Here is a 16882-nt window from a genome sequence, read left to right on the forward strand (position 1 = left end):
TTTCTTCCTCTTATTTCTCTAATTCTAATAAAACACTAAGGGCTGATAAGGCGTAAAGCGGTGCTGTTTCTGCTCGCAAGATACGAGGGCCAAGTCCTGCCAATACTGCTCCCTTAGCTTCGAAACTCTCAATTTCTGCAGGTGACAGACCGCCTTCTGGTCCAAATATAAAGAGCAATTTGGCTCCTTTTTCAAGACCAGAGACTGCTTGCAAGAGAGCAGTGGCTTCACCGTCTTTAGCAGACTCTTCATAAGCTACTATGATAGAGTCAAACTGGTCCAACTGAGCTAGAAAATCGGCTTTTTTCTCGAAAAGCTTGATACTTGGAACAACATTACGCTTGCTTTGTTCTGCTGCTCCAAGGGCAATTTTTTCTAATTTTTCAACCTTTTTACCCAATTTCTTGCCATCCCACTTGGTAACTGACCAGTCGGCAGGAAAGGCCCAGATTTGGCTAGCACCCAGTTCGGTTACTTTTTGAGCGATGAACTCCAGCTTGTCTCCCTTGGGAAATCCAGATGCGATGGTCACTTGGATTGGTAATTCCACATTGTCAGCTAATTCTTGGACCAACTCAAACTGACGGGCTTCCACATCCAGCACGCACGCCAAACGTTTTATGCCATCATCAAAGACCAAGGTCACTTCATCATCTTCTTTCAGGCGCATAACCTGAAACATATGCTTGCTGGTTTCCTTGTCCTCGATGGTGACAGGAGAGACTGCACTCCCCTTGACAAAATACTGCTGCATGCTAGCCTCCAATCACACCTGAAATATCCTTGGTTTTCTTAAAGACACAGGCATTCCATTCCCCTTGAACCATGTGGGTTTCAAGGAAAAATCCAGCTGACTCAGCCGACTCGCGCACCATGTCCCACTTGTCCTTGATAATGCCACTCATGATGAGGTAGCCTTCATCCTTTACCAAGCGATAAGCATCCTCCGTCAGATGAATGAGAATATCCGCCAAGATATTAGCCACGATGACATCTGCTTCAATCTCAACTCCCTTAAGCAAGTCTCCTGCTGCTACATGGATATTTTCCATACCAGTGTTGAGCTCAATATTTTCCTGAGCCACACGAACCGCCACATCATCCAAGTCATAGGCGAAAATCTCCTTGGCACCTAGGAGTGAGCTTGCAATAGAAAGAACCCCTGAACCAGTCCCTACATCTAGCACTGTTTCGCCACCACGAAGAACCTGTTCCAAGGCAAAGAGGCTCATCTTGGTTGTTGGGTGGGTCCCTGTCCCAAAGGCCATACCAGGATCCAGCTTGATAATCTTTTCTCCTGCTGTTGCCTCATAGTCCGTCCATGACGGTACGATGGTCAGGTCATGGGTGATGCGTGCCGGTTCATAATACTTCTTCCAGTTGTCAGCCCAGTCTTCCTCAGCCAAGGCAGTCGTGCCCATCTTGACTTCTCCTAGGTCCATAAAGTCGGTCAATTCTGCCAGACGAGCCTGCAAATCCGCTTCAACTGCTGCTACATCAACCGTTTCAGGGTAGTAGGCGGTCACTACGATTTCTTCCTGTTGCTCCACCTCTGGGAAAATTTCACCGAATCGGTCCACATTTCCCACATAGTCCATGCTGTCTTCAATTGCTACCCCTTGCGCTCCCAGCTCAATCAAGAGATTGGAAACCAACTCCTCTCCCTCACGCTTCACTGTAACTTTTAACTCTTGCCATGTTTCCATTATTAAGATACCAAGCCCGTAAAACACAAAGCCAAAATAGGAAACTCTCTGAAGACGTTTGTGTCTAAGAGAAGTTTATCTTTTTGGCACAGTGTTTAGGGCGGGTTCAGTTTAGAAATGTAACTGAACCATCCTTTCTAATCACTTACTTTTAAATAATCTTTTAATCTCTCTTGCAACTGAGGCACAACTTGACTGGAACTAAGAAATTCCTCAACATTCATCAGCTGATAGCCCTGTCCTTCATCTCCGAAGATGATATTGTCAAATTGTTCTTGTCTTAGCTGACCAACCATAAAGACCGATTTCTTGCCTTTAAAAATTACGCTAGGATAAATCTTGCTCCAAAGCAGACAGTCTTCATCTAAATGAATTCCCAGTTCCTCATAAACTTCACGCCGAGCGCATTCAAAAGGGCTTTCGTCCCCTTCACGGCCACCACCTGGCAACTCCCACATGTTGGGACAAGGGATATCGTCCTTGTCATCACGCAAAATCGTCAGTAGCTTATCCCCACAAAAGAGGGCAATCTTGCAACCTTGGAAATCAGAAATTTCTAGTTCCATCTTCAGTTCCTTCTAACATTTCCTTTTCCAGCTCTGCTAACAAGTTTTCATAATAGCGTTTCTCGTCCCTCAACATTCGACTACTATCCATTTTCTGTCTAGCAATCTTGAGAGCCTTACGAGTTCGATCTACATCTTTCTTCACCTTTAATTGATACCAGGCTTGTATCACTTGAAGATTGGACAGTTTGAGAGACAGAAACGATTTGACCTGTCGAATACTAGCATATTGCTCCGCTTGCTCAAAATCTCCTTCCAACAAGGCGATATGAAGCAGGGATAGTTGGGCAACTGTCTGCATCATCGGAGTAGTTGTCCTCTCAAGTAATGCTTGAAACTGCTGTTTAGCTACTTCTTCCTTCCCTTCCAAAATGGAAACTTCACCTTGCATACCTAATACACCATCCGCAAAACTCCCTCGTGCATCCTCAGGAACTGCTTGAACAAAGTCTTTCAAATCATATTCTTGAGGAGCCAGCAAAGTTTGAGCAGAATGTCTCAATACCAGGTAGGCGTATTTGGTATTTTCAGGGTGTTGTAGTAATTCCCAAATTTTTGCTCCATCGGTGATGTCGACTGGCAAAATGTTATTTAGGAAGAAAGATAAATTAAGAAAAATCCAAGTCCCTGCAAAATACCAGCTTCTTGTCAAAAATCCAAACACTATCGCCAATAATATCAAGCCGAGATGAACCATCAAGCCTCCTGAAAGCATCAGGATGATTCTTTGATCGCTTTCATCCTCTTTTAAACCAATGTATTGAGCACCAACATTTTTCAGAATGGCTGTTCTACTAAGATGAAACCTGCCTGACTTTTTGGTCAAAATAAAATGTCCTAATCCAAAAGCCACCAGCCGATAGCCTGTCAAGTAGCCACAAAAAGCATGACCCAGTTCATGAAGAATAAAGATTAAATACATGCTTAGAAGAGCGAAGGCATAACCAAAAGTAAAGGCTAAAACTGCGGAATACCCCAACTCTGCAAATGCGATTGTTCCACAAGCAAAAGCTAGCATAATAAAGACAACAGCTAGCATAATAAAGACAACAGCTAGCACATAAACCAAATAAGTCCCAATTTTCTTCATAACACCTCCAACCAACTCCTAGTATCTTGGATAAGGATAAAATTCTCCCTCTTCCAAGCCAACTTTTCCTTCTTCAAAGACTTCTTGATTCCATTCCATAACAAATTCCTCTGCTTCTGGATCTTCCAAAAAGTCCATGAGGGTATCTAGCCCAACCTCAGCAGTATCTTTAAGGAAAAGGGCAAAATAAGCTAAAAATTCACGGGAAAATCCTTTTTTAGGCAGGTAAGGAATAACAGTCAAATAGTCTTCCTCATTGACTGTTGACTTGGCAGGATTGTAGAAAAGGACCGCTTCCTCAAAAAGAATGTCATCTGATGAAACCTCTCCGTCTTCATCCACCATCTCCACACCTGCAGCATTTTGCGCTTCCAATAGAAAACTCACTTCTACCGCATGGTTGCGTTTGTCCCAGCTAATCTCAAAGTCAAAGGGAAAGTTCTTGTCCAACTCTTCCTCTAAAACATCTAAAAATCCGTATGTTGCCATTTTGTCCTCTTTCTATGCGACTCTTTAATCGCCCCGATTGCTCGGAAATATGCTAAAATAGATACTACCATCTTACCACAAAATTATTTTATGTCCTAATTATACCATATTACCTCATTTAAACCCTTGGTATCAGTGATTTTCTTAAAAGTCTGATTTCTTCATTTCTCATAAAAATCAATATAAAAAGCCCGCGAAAGGGCTAATAAATCTATAAAATCAATAGGCGAGTAACTAGCACAAGTGGACGTGCTTTTTTATTGACTATTACCACGATACCACGCTTAATCTTAGGCTTGAACTTTCTTATCTGCAATAGCGTCTGTCAAAGTCTGAGAAAAGTTAAGTCCCATTTCTCGTCCCAACTTATCTGCCCATTTTGGTATGGTCAAAGTCTTTTTAATGGGTTCCTGACTTCCTAGGTATTCTGATACATCAACAGATACCATAGAAATAAAAGATTTATCAAGGTCATAGGTTGACACGAAATCTTCATCATCTTTAAAAGGATCATTATCAATTAAAGACAAGCTATTGATATCTGATGGCTGAGGTAACTCTCCATCACTCTCTATCAAATCTGCAACAGTTATCCCTAGCCACTCCGACCCCATAGCCAAAGCCTCAGAAATCCCCTCTCCTTGTGTAGCTGAGTATTCAAAATCTGGGAAATGGACAAAATAAGTCGCTTCTGTTCCGTCTGTGTCGTCATAATAAAATAAAGCTGGATACGTAACTAACATTTCACTACCTCCATATCAAAAAGCAGGGGCTGAATTTTACAACCCAGCTTGCTTTCTTATCCCTCTTTCAGTGTACTTATTCAGCTCACCATGAAGGATTGTGATAGGTCTTTCCCCTTGCTTCTCGATTTTAATATGGGAGCCTTTACCGCCTCTAGTCTTTATCCAACCATGGGCCGTAAGGAGTTTAACCATCTCTTTTTGTGTCATAGGCATAGCGCTTTTACCTCCTGACAACACCATTATAACACGTGTTACACGTATTGTAAAGGAGTGATACTTATTATTCTATTATACATAAAAACCCTTAGATGTGGTTCTAAGGGAAGCCAATTTATTCATACCTATTTTTCTAATGAGTAGTAAAAACTGCTTCTTTATCGAGCAATTCATCATCTGTATAGTCAATTGTAAAAGTATCTCGATCTAAGACAGATTGAGGCGGAGTTGAATGAATCATAGGAACACTGCGTACTCTATATTTTTTATCTCCAATTTTTACAAACTGATACTCTTCGAAAATCTCTTCAAACCACGTCAACGTCGCCTTACCGTACTCAAGTACAGCCTGCGGCTAGTTTCCTAGTTTGCTCTTTGATTTTCATTGAGTATGATTAACTCTCAAGTATTCAAAATCAGGATTTTCAACAGTTATTACAAGGAGGCGATTTACTACTTCAAAAACATCAATTATTCTATTTTTCATATTTTTTCAACCCATTATTAGAATGAACTTCTTGGTAAGCAAAATCAAGTTTAGATTTAATGTTTTCGTACAAATCTAAAATCTCTTTTGGAGTATCTTCCCGGAAGAAAAGTTTTCTTTTCCCTGAAATAACTTGATCACTAAGAATCCAATGACGAATTTGTTTTGTAAAAATCAAAATTTCCTGACTTGGTAGTTCCATCATTTCCATTGCTTATCACCTCTCTTTTCATTATAGTTCATACAATGACATTCAGCAATATTATTTCTCAAGTCAGCACTTCCACTTCTTTAGGCTCAACTATCCTATTTTGAGCTTTAAAGAAAATCAAATCTCTCATGCTGATACCTCTCCTCATTAAATTAAATAGTAAAAAAGATTCTATCTCACTCCCTGATTATTACAAAACCATTGAAATATCACAACTAATAGGCTAGAATGGATATAGTAGATCAGTCATTCTACTCAAATCCACGCTAGAAAGGACTGCTATGCCAGACAATCTCGCGCTTCGCATGCGCCCTAAAACCATCGACCAGGTCATCGGTCAGGAGCATCTGGTCGGACCTGGAAAAATCATCCGCCGCATGGTGGAAGCCAACCGCCTATCCTCCATGATTCTATATGGCCCTCCGGGAATCGGCAAAACCAGTATTGCCTCTGCCATCGCTGGAACGACCAAGTATGCCTTTCGAACTTTCAATGCGACAGTTGATAGTAAAAAGCGACTGCAAGAAATCTCGGAAGAAGCTAAATTTTCTGGTGGTCTCGTCCTATTGCTAGACGAAATTCATCGACTAGATAAGACCAAGCAAGACTTCCTCTTGCCTCTCTTGGAAAGTGGACTGGTCATCATGATTGGAGCAACGACTGAAAATCCTTTCTTCTCTGTCACTCCTGCCATTCGTAGCCGTGTTCAAATTTTCGAGTTGGAACCTCTGTCTAACCAAGACGTCAAAGAGGCCCTGCAGATAGCTCTAAGTAACCCTGAACGTGGTTTTGATTTTCCAATAGAACTAGATGAGGATGCGCTGGATTTCATCGCAACCTCTACAAACGGAGACCTTCGCTCTGCCTTTAACTCACTGGACTTGGCTGTTCTCTCTACCCCTGAGAATGACAAGGGCATTCGCCACATCACCTTAGACATCATGGAAAATAGTCTTCAGAGAAGCTACATCACTATGGACAAGGATGGAGACGGTCACTATGATGTTCTATCTGCCCTGCAAAAGTCTATCCGTGGCTCAGATGTGGATGCCAGTCTCCACTATGCTGCCCGCTTGATTGAGGCTGGGGATCTGCCTAGTCTCGCTCGTCGCTTGACTGTTATCGCCTATGAAGATATTGGCTTAGCCAATCCTGAGGCCCAGATTCATACCGTGACTGCTCTGGATGCTGCCCAGAAGATTGGGTTCCCAGAAGCCCGCATTCTCATTGCCAATGTCGTGATTGATTTGGCCCTTTCTCCAAAATCCAACTCAGCCTATGTAGCTATGGATAAGGCACTTGCTGACCTCAAAACATCAGGGCACTTGCCTATTCCGCGACACCTGCGTGATGGGCACTACAGTGGAAGCAAGGAACTTGGCAATGCCCAAGACTATCTCTATCCACACAACTATCCTGGAAATTGGGTCAAGCAAGACTATCTGCCAGAAAAAATTCGTAATCATCACTATTTCCAAGCAGAAGATACTGGTAAATATGAACGGGCCTTGGCTCAAAGAAAGGAAGCTATCGACCGTTTGCGAAAAATCTGAAATCCTTTTCAAAAAATTGCACTTTCCTCTTGATTTTTTTTGAAAAAGTGGTATCATATAAGTATAGAAACGCTGTGGTGTACGACTTCACACTTAAGTGTTGACCGACTATTTTTTGTATTATTAGGGAAACAAAAGTCTTCTAACAGCATGTAGGCCGTCTCACACGGAAACAGCTTCAGTTAGAGCGAGTTGCCCACCTGCTTAATTGCGCGGGTTCAATACAAACCGTGAAGTTTCGGCACCAATACAGCTTTTTTCTTTGCCTCCTTAGCTCAGCTGGCAGAGCAGCGGACTCTTAATCCGTGGGTCACAGGTTCGATCCCTGTAGGGGGCATCTACATACAACAGGAAAAGCCTTGGAACCAAGGGTTTTTTTTGCTTAAATAAAATTTTTTTCAAATTCTTTAGAAAACTAGTTTAAATCATAATCCAACACCAATTTTACAAATACCATAAACTAAGCTTATATACCCAAAACACAAAAAGTCCTCTTTCCACTATTTTAGAAAGAGAACTTTTTCTTTAGGAGAAATAACTTTATTTTTAATCGATTCGTGATAGCTCAGCTGGCACTGTTAAGTAATAAGTTGCAGTCAAGCTTGCTTTGCCTTGATTAACAAAAATCTCGATGGAATTTTTATCTAAAATAACATCCAATTCTTTAGCTTCAATATCTACATACCGTCGGCTTGTATCCTGTTCTTCTTCACCTAGAATTTTTTGAACAAGATGGCTACGATCAATGTAAACTTGCTGCGCATTACTGACATAACCAAATTCAAGATAATCTGTATCATTTCCTAAGCGGTAATGACAATCTTTATCTATTTGGATTTGATATTGGCCTTTTTTAACAGGGAATTGTCTTAGTTTGCCATCTTCCAATCTTAGAATTCTAGGTAAAGTCATGGCACATGCCCATTTGTGTTCTTGGTCATGGGTTGGAAGGGTACGCCCCCATGTCTGCATCCAAGCAATCAGGATACGACGATTTTGATCGTCCAACAATGTTTGAGGCGCATAGAAGTCTTGGCCATGATCAATTTCTTGAACTGATTCTGGGATAAAACGTTTTTCTCCCCAATCTACCTTACCCGTGAACAAAACCGATGAGTTGATGTTATGATATGAGTCTCCCTCACGCTGATAACGCATGGGTGACATAATAAGGCAATCTTTCCCCTCTAACTCGAAGTAATCTGGGCATTCCCACATGAAGCCTTGGTGTTCTACCCCTTTTAAAAAGATGGATTCGAACTGCCATTCTACTAGGTTATCGGACCCTAGTAGAACGATACAGCCCACATTATCCTTGTGTTTGGCAGCTACTACGGAGTAATAGCGTCCATCTTTTTCAAAGAGTTTTGGATCACGAAAATCAGCAGCAATCAACTCATCTGGCAAGTCTGCTCCAGTTGCAACTGGATTTTGTTCAATCTTTTCAAAGTGAATCCCGTCGTCTGAAAATGCTATATTTTGCACTTGACGAACACCTGTTTCTTCTTCGATATGCCCAGTATACATGAGCCAGAGGCGATCATCCTTGACAATGGCAGAACCTGAGAAACATCCATTGCGGTCATAATCTTGGTCAGGAGCAAGTGCCACCGGCAAGTGCTCCCAAGTCATCAAGTCCTTACTTTTAGCATGTCCCCAGTGCATAGGCCCCCAAACACTATCATAAGGATAGAATTGATAAAAGAGATGGTATTCTCCACGAAAATAGACAAATCCATTTGGATCATTGATCCAACCAATCTCAGCTGAAAAATGTTCTTCAGGCTTATATTGAGTATTTACGAGATGTTTATTTTCTGCTATAAAACGATTGGCTTTTTCTACTGTGTATTTCTTATCTCCCATAATCAACCTCTAGTTTTTGTTTGCTTGGTATTGGTCGTAGTATTTTTGTTTAATAGCGAGGTAATCTGAAAGTCCGTATTTTTCAAGTTCTTTCTTGTAATCATCCCACTCAGCATCAATATTGCCATTTACAATCCATTCAGCGCGCTTGCGGTAGATATAGTCATTCATATCTGCCTCGATGTGGGCAATCTTATCCAGATCTTCCTGTGTCATAAAGACTCTTGGATAGTTATTGTCATTGCTCATGTAAGGAACATAATATTCTTTGATAAGATCCAAACGCCATTTGGCATCATCTGGCATAGTTGTCACTTTACCATAGTATGAATCTAGGATAGCTAGTGGTCCTCCTACTTCAGTCTTTTGACGAAGTTCTGCTGGTGCAGTTCCGTTTAGTGGTAAGTGTTTGAGGCTGTTAGTTGCTTGGTCAAATTCAAAGATATTTTGTTGCTTGTCATCTCCGTAAGTTCCCCAGTTATTTTGCACAGATTGGAGTGGAGCGTATTGTGCATCAATCCATTTAGCTGTCAATTCTAGGTTTTTGTTTACACTGGTAATAACCATCTTGTCACGTGCAAATCCCATACCGTTTGTACGAGCTACGTGTTTTTGACCACTTGGTCCAGCAAGTACTGGTAAAACATCATAACTTTCGTTACTTCCAGTAACATTATTCTTATCCCATGTAAAGTAAACACCAAATTTCTGATCATGACCTTTAGCAATGTAACTATTCCAATCATGTTCGAAAGCTTCTTTATCAATCAAGCCTTTTTCTTGCAATTGACGGATAAATTTGACACCTTCTTTATAGTTATCGTTATCTGCTGTGAAATCAACTTTGCCATCATTTCCTACTACTAAATGATCATCGTTATCCCCTATACCAAATGCAGCAAATAGGAATTTAAAATCTTCGTTTCCGTTACCACTAATAAATGAAAATGGAATTTCATCAGCCTCTCCATTTCCATTTGGATCCCCGTTTTTGAAAGCTTCTAGGACTTTAATCAAATCATCAGTAGTTTTTGGCATTTCAAGACCAAGTTTCTTAAGCCAATCTTTGTTAATCCAAGCCATATCGTTGACGCTTTGAATAGACTCTTTACCATCTCCAAGCTCTTCAATCCATGGGAATGAGTAAATGTGCCCATCAGGTGCTGTCATCAAGGCCTTGTACTCTGGTTTCTCATCCAAAATTTTCTTAAGATTTGGCATGTATTTATCAATCAAATCTTCAACTGGAATAATAACACCTTTTTTAGCCCAGTTCATCAAGTCCACATCTGAAGCTCCGTCGTTGTGGATAGCATCTGGTAAATCACCACTAGAAATATCCAAGTTACGTTTTTCTGCAAAGTCGGATTGGTAGTTGGTCCAGTCAATATGAACGCCAGTTTCCTTCTCCAAACGTTGCAAAATTAACTTTTCATTTGGGTCTTTAGGAGATAACGGTGAACTGGCTGTCATAAACTTCAATGTTTTCTTTTCTTGAAGCGGGAATGTTACACCTTCCAACTTATAATCTGGACTTGAAGCTGTATTTTTTGAGCCACAGGCTGCAAGTACTGCTAAACTAGCTGTCAACAAAACTGCTGATTTTGAGAATGTTTTGAATTTCATGAGAAAACTCCTTTTATTTTTTCTTTTTTTATCCTTTAAGTGAACCAGCCATAATTCCTTTATCAAAGTATTTTTGGAAGAATGGATACATAACAATCAATGGCAAGCTGGAAATGACAATAGTTGCGTATTTAATCAATTCAGCTAAACGTTTCATTTCATTCATAGCCGCTTGTGCTCCAATCATGTCTTGACCTGGTTGGCTCTGAATGAGAATTTTACGAAGTACTAGTTGCAATGGTTCCAAGTTTGGATCCTTGATATAAATCATTGCATCAAAGTATGAGTTCCACTGGCCGACAAAAGCATAGAGGAAGAGAACAAACATAATTGGTTTTGCAAGAGGAAGCATGATTTTGAAGAAAATCTGTAAATCATTTGCACCATCAATGACCGCTGCTTCAACTAATTCTTCAGGCAATCCTTGGAAATAAGCCCTAGCAAGAATAATATTCCAAACATTGACAGCACCTGGAACAATGATAGCCCATGGAGTATTCAGCATGCCCAAATCTTTTACCAGCAAGTAAGTTGGGACTAAACCACCACCAAAGAACATGGTTACAATCAAGAAGTAGTTAATCCAACGGCGCCCTACCAAGTCTTTCTTAGAAAGAGGATAAGCTGTAAACACAGATAGCAAGACTGTTAAAGCCGCAAAGCCAAAAGAGTATAGTAGAGAATTGATAAAACCTCTTAGAATAGATTGGTCACTGAATACACGCTGGTAACCTTCTACCGTCCAATCGGCTGGATTAAAGCTAATCCCTCTACTAACCAGAACCTTAGGATCCATAAAGGATGCTACGACGATATAAAGTAAAGGAAGTAAGGTTATCAAAACGATAAAGACAATAATGATTTTATTTAAGAGTAAGATACGTCTATCAAATTTTGTATCCATAATCGAATTTTTCATGCTTCCCTCCTTAAATTCCTTCACCATTATTCACGCGTTTAACGATTTGGTTAACCGCGACTAGCAATACTACGTTAATCACTGCATTAAACAAACCAACCGCTGTTGAGTAAGAATAGTCTCCTGATACAAGACCAACTTTATAGACATATGTAGAGATAATTTCAGAAGTTGGCAAGTTCAACGATGTCTGCATCAGGAATGCTTTTTCATATCCGACATTCATGATTCCACCTGCAGCTAAAACAAATTGGATAACCATAATAGGCTTAAGAGCTGGAATATCAATGTGCCAGATTCGTTGGAAGATATTGGCTCCATCCAGTCGTGCTGCTTCTACTAAGGCTGGATCTACATTTACCAACGTTGCCGTGTAGAGCGTTGAAGCCCACCCCATTCCTTGCCAGATACCACTAAAGATGTATAAAGGTCTAAAGAAGTCTGGATTTGTCAAGAAGTCAGCCTTCATTCCAAACATAGAGAGAAAATTGTTAATTGGTCCTCCCACTGAAAAGAAAAGGAAAATCATACCAACGATAACAACGACTGAGATAAAGTTTGGTGCGTATAAAATGAGCTGAATTCGTTTTTTAACTTTTTCACTCAAGAGTTGATTGAGCATAATAGCAAGAATGATTGGTGGTAAAAAGCCAAGCAATAAACCATAGATACTTAATTTTAAAGTATTGGCTAACAAGATACCAAAGTTGGGAGAGGATATGAATTTTGTAAACTCAGAAAAACCAATCCAATCACTCCCTAAAATTCCTTTTAAGGGATTGTAATCTTTAAATGCGATTAAAACCCCGTACATAGGAATGTATTTAAAGATAAAGGTTAAAACTAAACCAGGGACAGTCATCAATAACAAGAGTTTTTGTTTCTTGATTCTTTCCCAAAGAGAAACTTGCTTCGCTTTGCTATTCATAGCAACCTCCTTTTTTGAAACGTTTCATTTTTGGTCGAAAAAGATAACGCTTGGCGCTGTCTATTTGCTTTGTTTTTGAAACGTTTCATTTTTGTTTTAAAAAAATAAATCTTTTTTTATCTGAATTCATTCTAACATTGTTAGCGTTTTCTGTCAAGACTTATTTTCATTTTTTGTTGTTTTTCCTTCAACAAATTTCACTGGTAGGATTGTCTGCAAATTAACAGTCTTTCCATCAATAATATCAAACAAAATCCGAACCGCTTCTTTTGCCATTTCTTCCAATGGTTGTTCAATAGTTGAAAGTAGATAATCTCTATCTCCAGCCATTTTAATTCCATCGTATCCAATAATTTGGACATCATGAGGAATACGTTTACCATTTTTTTCTAGTATATCAATAACATCTAAAGCTGCAAAGTCGTTAATTGTAAAAATTCCATCTATAGAATGATTGTCTTCCAAGAAACTCTCTAGCTTTCCATGATAGTCAGTAACTGTCTCATCCAAATCAAAAATACTAAGAGGTATTTTATGCTCTTGGACATACTTTTCAAAGGAAATTCTACGACGTTTGGTTTCATTAATGGTTGTATTATGTCCGCCCACAAAGGCTAAATGCTGACATCCTTTACTAATTAATTGTTTAGCTGCTTCTCTTCCACCTGCATCATTATCTGATGAAACACAAGGAATGGCAATATCTGAGTATGTGCGGTCAATACTAACAAAGGGAATTCCTGACGTCAAGTAATGTTCAATTGGACTATAGGTAATGGCAACCACTCCATCAACTTTATTATGACGCAACATCTCCAGATAGTCTTGCTCTCTATTTGTACCATTGATAGAACATAAGAGTAATTTGTTATTTCTCTTATAGACTTCATTTTCCACATGCATAGCAAATTCTGAAAAGAAGGGATGCCAGATACTTGGTACAATGATTGCAATCGTTTCTGTTCGATTTTTTTTCATTCCTCTAGCATAGTAATCTGGAATGTAATTCAAAGTTTTAATCGCTTGCTCCACTTTTTTCAAGGTTACTTCTTTAATGCCTTTTTCTTTATTAATCACACGTGAAACTGTTCCAACACTAACTCCTGCTTCTAAAGCAACATCTTTCATGGTAATTGATTTTCTTTGTTCTACCATCTTATCACCTCCTTTCAATATATAGTATCATGCAAACGCTTTTTTAGCAACTATTTCTCAATCATTTTTGTCCAGACCCTTTTTCCCATCATGAATAAAATCACTCCAATCGGCTTTCTAAAATCCCATCAATTTCATATATAGGAATCTACCAACCACAGGAAAAGACTTTGTTTGCTTTCTATCTCCTCTTTTTCATAATATATTTCCGTACAGGTGCTTCAACCATTTGAACGATTTCAAATCCTTCTTTTTGGTAAAGATTGTAAGCTGTTTGATTTGCTTCGAGGACATTTAAAGAAATACTGTCTATATCTTCATTTTCAAAGGCCAAACTAACAAATTTCCTTAAAGCCTGCCTACCTAAGCCCTGCCCCTGTTTCTGGGGGTTAATAAAGAATCTTCCAATATGAAGATTGCTGTCTTCTAGCCTGATTTTCTGGATAAGCCCGACAAACTCGTGTCCATCAAAGATTGAAAAGACTCCTTCCAAGTCTTGCAAGGCTTGAAGGGTCAGTGGAAAAGGAATCCTTGGTCCCATCCATTGTTCTTGAAAGGATTTGCCAAGGGAGTTGGACCATTGGCATACGAGCTGAGCGTTTTCTGTGCTCACCTTTTCTTCAAAACGAATTATCATCTTGACCTCACCATCTTATCTATGTCTCTCCATTATACTACTTCTCCTATTTTTTACGAATAGATAAGTATGATTGATATTTATTTTTTTCTTGTCGGGAGTATTCTCGCTTCCTTTCTTGGTTTGGTCATTGACCGTTTTCCAGAGCAATCCATTATCAGTCCAGCCAGTCACTGCGATTCCTGTCAGACTCGCTTGCGTTCCTTAGATTTGATTCCGATTCTCTCGCAGGTGCTCAATCACTTTCGCTGTCGCTACTGCAAGGCTCCTTATCCAGTCTGGTATGCCCTTTTGGAACTAGGCTTAGGTCTCCTCTTTCTGGCTTGGTCTTGGGGATTACTTTCCTTGAGTCAAGTCATCCTAATCACTGCTGGTTTGACCTTGGGCATCTACGACTTTCACCATCAGGAATATCCCCTACTGGTCTGGATGATTTTCCACCTAATCCTAATGGTCTGCTCTGGCTGGAATCTAGTCATGGTCTTCTTCCTTGCCCTTGGAATTTTAGCTCATTTTATCGATATCCGCATGGGCGCAGGGGATTTTCTCTTTTTGGCTTCTTGCGCTCTCGTCTTTAGTGCGACAGAATTACTCATCTTGATTCAGTTTGCTTCTGCGGCGGGGATTCTAGCCTTTCTCCTGCAAAAGAAAAAGGAAAGACTTCCTTTTGTGCCTTTCCTCTTGCTTGCTGCTTGTGTGATTATTTTTGGTAAGCTACTGCTTGTTTGATAAAGTCCAATTTCTGCCATATGTCCTTCATGAAATTATTTCACAGTTGAATTATAAATTATTTCTTTTGTACAAAGGAATGATGTTATCAAATCGATCTGTTCTTTTATCTTCTTGATACTGATCAAAAAATTTCATTTCGACTGAAAATATTTCGCTTATAAACTGTAAACGAATACTTTGTTTAGACATTATAGTCGCTAGACTGACTAGATGATTACTCAAAACGACGTCCAGGATACTCTTTACTTTGCTTGGTTTTTTTACAAAAATTTGATCATCCAAAGGTTCAATCATTTTGTAACCTTTTTGCGCAATTTGACGATAAAAGTAAGAATGTTGCTTTGGAGTCAATAATCCTAACTTAAAAGCTCGATACTCTAAAGCCTGTATCGAAACATTCAAATCCGACTTCAATAAAATATAACTATCAGGATTGCTGACACGCTTGCCAACCTTCTCTTCAAATTTGACTAAAAACTCTTCTTTTGGCAATAAAAAACATGATGCAAAATAATTTGCTTCTTGCTCCAAACGATCGCCATCTTCATTCATATCTTTACATTTGTGTAAAAGAATATGTCCTAGCTCATGAGCTAAGTCAAAATTTCGACGTACAGATGATTTATTCGTCCCCAACACAATATAAGGTCTTCCCAATTTTGACCATGCGCTATAAGCATCAGCTTGACCATTAATTAATCGTTCCACGATATAGATGCCTGAACGTTCTAATTTATAAAGCAAATCATGATTATCTTTTGAAATACCTAATTTTTCCCTGGCATAAAGAGCCAATTCCTCAATAGATTCTTCCTTATGATAAGATTCACTCACTACATTACTTAGGTCATGAATTGTAATATTAGGTATAATTACAAAACTTTCAAAATAATCAATCAAACTATCTACCTTATGTAAATACATAGTTTGAATATCTATTGTTTTCCGTGTTGCTAGATCTGCATTTCTAAAGGCAATTACAGAAGAATCAAATCGAATGCTCTCTTCTTCCTGTTCAAAATAAGTTAAATCAACATGAAATTGGTTGGCCAAATGCATTTTGGTTGATAATTTAGGTTTCGTTTCGTTGGACTCAAACTGCCAAATGGCTTGTTCCGTTAAATTAATTCTCTGAGCCAATTCTGCTCTACTTAAACCATTTAACAGCCGTAATTCTTTCAATACCCGACCATTAAACATTTACATACTCCTTACTACTTTTGACCTTCTTGTTTTTCTATTCTTGGAATAATTTCAAAATCTTCTGTTTCCGATAATTCTGAAAAATTAGGAATATTTTGATATTTAGCTTCTTCGAAATGGTACGAACTTGATTGAATATACTCAGACAAATCCTGAATCAAGTGTAACTGACCAGTTCGTGCATCAGGCATAACAACATCTACAGATATAATATTGTTTTCTGAGTCCGCCTCATAAGTTAAAATCATAAATTTTTCGATATTCGAATTTTTGGTAGCTTGTTCAATTTCTTGAATCATTTCATCAGAAACTAACTCCATCTGAATTGGAAAAGAATGACTATCTTCATCATTTTTGTAGGAAGAATGTTGATTAAGATAAAGTGTATTCATCCGAGCATATTCAAATAAGTAGCCACTCTTATTTTTTTGTACCAAAGGAAATTGGCTCGTAAGTCGCTTCTTACCCTTTATAATTAACAATACTTTCCCATATTTTTCTGTATTTGTTTCAAATTCTAAATATCCCCAAGTCTGTCCTGCTAATTGTAATTTATACTCAAACAAATCTGCTGATGCAAATGCATTATCAATATGATTAGGTCGCGTCCATGCATAACCATTCGACACTTTCATTGTCTCTCTTTTTTCTAGACGTTCATCTACATAATCTTTTTGCCCTTTCATCAAAGTATCTACAATTTTTTGTGCCTCAAGCGAATCAAAGAGATCCTGATTCAACATAATTCTTCC

General features: G+C 39.0%; 19 protein-coding genes and 1 tRNA gene. 3 read left to right on the forward strand and 17 right to left on the reverse strand.

Going from position 1 to position 16882, the window contains the following annotated elements; genetic code table 11:
- Positions 1-10: 10 nt before the first annotated feature.
- The 9 genes from HT669_RS03305 to HT669_RS03345 all read right to left on the reverse strand — a co-directional run bounded on the left by HT669_RS03305 (position 11) and on the right by HT669_RS03345 (position 5511).
- The gene (locus HT669_RS03305) at positions 11-754 is read right to left on the reverse strand and encodes a 16S rRNA (uracil(1498)-N(3))-methyltransferase (RefSeq protein WP_001188219.1); all 744 of its coding nucleotides are present in this window, start codon (positions 752-754) and stop codon (positions 11-13) included.
- Position 755: 1 nt separating this feature from the next.
- On the reverse strand, positions 756-1706 hold the full coding sequence (gene prmA / locus HT669_RS03310) for a 50S ribosomal protein L11 methyltransferase (RefSeq protein WP_000451162.1): 951 nt from the start codon (positions 1704-1706) through the stop codon (positions 756-758).
- Between the two features lie 137 nt (positions 1707-1843).
- Positions 1844-2272 carry an NUDIX hydrolase gene (locus HT669_RS03315; RefSeq protein WP_000418168.1) on the reverse strand — a complete coding sequence of 143 codons (429 nt, stop codon included), beginning with the start codon at positions 2270-2272 and terminating at the stop codon, positions 1844-1846.
- The gene (locus HT669_RS03320; protein WP_061646198.1) at positions 2253-3362 is read right to left on the reverse strand and encodes a site-2 protease family protein; all 1110 of its coding nucleotides are present in this window, start codon (positions 3360-3362) and stop codon (positions 2253-2255) included. The genes HT669_RS03315 and HT669_RS03320 overlap by 20 nt, the downstream gene beginning before the upstream one ends.
- An 18-nt stretch (positions 3363-3380) precedes the next feature.
- Complete coding sequence (locus tag HT669_RS03325; protein ID WP_000257101.1) at positions 3381-3851, reverse strand: DUF3013 family protein; 471 nt, start codon at positions 3849-3851, stop codon at positions 3381-3383.
- 290 nt (positions 3852-4141) lie between these two features.
- Positions 4142-4594 (reverse strand): type II toxin-antitoxin system HicB family antitoxin, encoded by a 453-nt coding sequence (locus tag HT669_RS03330; RefSeq protein ID WP_000961810.1) that lies wholly within the window; start codon positions 4592-4594, stop codon positions 4142-4144.
- Positions 4595-4630: 36 nt separating this feature from the next.
- Positions 4631-4810 (reverse strand): type II toxin-antitoxin system HicA family toxin, encoded by a 180-nt coding sequence (locus tag HT669_RS03335; protein WP_001132281.1) that lies wholly within the window; start codon positions 4808-4810, stop codon positions 4631-4633.
- A 136-nt stretch (positions 4811-4946) separates the two neighbouring features.
- The gene (locus tag HT669_RS03340) at positions 4947-5135 is read right to left on the reverse strand and encodes a hypothetical protein (protein WP_001862821.1); all 189 of its coding nucleotides are present in this window, start codon (positions 5133-5135) and stop codon (positions 4947-4949) included.
- A 154-nt stretch (positions 5136-5289) separates the two neighbouring features.
- Positions 5290-5511: a hypothetical protein gene (locus HT669_RS03345; RefSeq protein WP_000425689.1), complete on the reverse strand. Its 222-nt coding sequence runs from the start codon at positions 5509-5511 to the stop codon at positions 5290-5292.
- A 281-nt stretch (positions 5512-5792) separates the two neighbouring features.
- Between HT669_RS03345 and HT669_RS03350 the strand changes: the two genes are divergently transcribed.
- Together HT669_RS03350 and HT669_RS03355 are read left to right on the forward strand one after the other, a co-directional pair.
- A complete protein-coding gene (locus HT669_RS03350; protein ID WP_001113218.1) occupies positions 5793-7064 on the forward strand; it encodes a replication-associated recombination protein A in 1272 nt (423 codons plus the stop codon).
- A gap of 264 nt (positions 7065-7328) precedes the next feature.
- Positions 7329-7401: transfer RNA gene (locus tag HT669_RS03355), tRNA-Lys, on the forward strand.
- A gap of 209 nt (positions 7402-7610) precedes the next feature.
- Here HT669_RS03355 and HT669_RS03360 read toward each other — a convergent pair.
- From HT669_RS03360 to HT669_RS03385, 6 genes are all read right to left on the reverse strand, one after another.
- Entirely contained in the window at positions 7611-8930 is a 1320-nt protein-coding gene (locus tag HT669_RS03360; RefSeq protein WP_000502536.1) for a glycoside hydrolase family 32 protein, read from the reverse strand.
- A gap of 9 nt (positions 8931-8939) precedes the next feature.
- A complete protein-coding gene (locus HT669_RS03365) occupies positions 8940-10556 on the reverse strand; it encodes an ABC transporter substrate-binding protein (RefSeq protein ID WP_000669750.1) in 1617 nt (538 codons plus the stop codon).
- Between the two features lie 28 nt (positions 10557-10584).
- Entirely contained in the window at positions 10585-11475 is an 891-nt protein-coding gene (locus tag HT669_RS03370) for a carbohydrate ABC transporter permease (RefSeq protein ID WP_000797956.1), read from the reverse strand.
- A gap of 10 nt (positions 11476-11485) precedes the next feature.
- Positions 11486-12403, reverse strand: a complete 918-nt coding sequence (locus HT669_RS03375) for a sugar ABC transporter permease (RefSeq protein ID WP_001084980.1) — start codon at positions 12401-12403, stop codon at positions 11486-11488.
- A 153-nt stretch (positions 12404-12556) separates the two neighbouring features.
- Complete coding sequence (locus HT669_RS03380) at positions 12557-13558, reverse strand: LacI family DNA-binding transcriptional regulator (protein ID WP_000230199.1); 1002 nt, start codon at positions 13556-13558, stop codon at positions 12557-12559.
- 181 nt (positions 13559-13739) lie between these two features.
- On the reverse strand, positions 13740-14195 hold the full coding sequence (locus tag HT669_RS03385; protein ID WP_119947609.1) for a GNAT family N-acetyltransferase: 456 nt from the start codon (positions 14193-14195) through the stop codon (positions 13740-13742).
- Between the two features lie 69 nt (positions 14196-14264).
- Between HT669_RS03385 and HT669_RS03390 the strand changes: the two genes are divergently transcribed.
- On the forward strand, positions 14265-14924 hold the full coding sequence (locus HT669_RS03390) for an A24 family peptidase (RefSeq protein WP_119947608.1): 660 nt from the start codon (positions 14265-14267) through the stop codon (positions 14922-14924).
- A gap of 51 nt (positions 14925-14975) precedes the next feature.
- Here the strand turns inward: HT669_RS03390 and HT669_RS03395 are convergent, their stop codons facing one another.
- Both HT669_RS03395 and HT669_RS03400 read right to left on the reverse strand, forming a co-directional pair.
- Complete coding sequence (locus tag HT669_RS03395) at positions 14976-16127, reverse strand: XRE family transcriptional regulator (protein WP_023932622.1); 1152 nt, start codon at positions 16125-16127, stop codon at positions 14976-14978.
- Positions 16128-16141: 14 nt separating this feature from the next.
- Positions 16142-16873 carry a hypothetical protein gene (locus HT669_RS03400; protein WP_023940758.1) on the reverse strand — a complete coding sequence of 244 codons (732 nt, stop codon included), beginning with the start codon at positions 16871-16873 and terminating at the stop codon, positions 16142-16144.
- Between the last annotated feature and the right edge of the window lie 9 nt (positions 16874-16882).

It is taken from the genome of Streptococcus sp. 2100 (assembly GCF_013276335.1).
Taxonomy (GTDB): domain Bacteria; phylum Bacillota; class Bacilli; order Lactobacillales; family Streptococcaceae; genus Streptococcus; species Streptococcus pseudopneumoniae.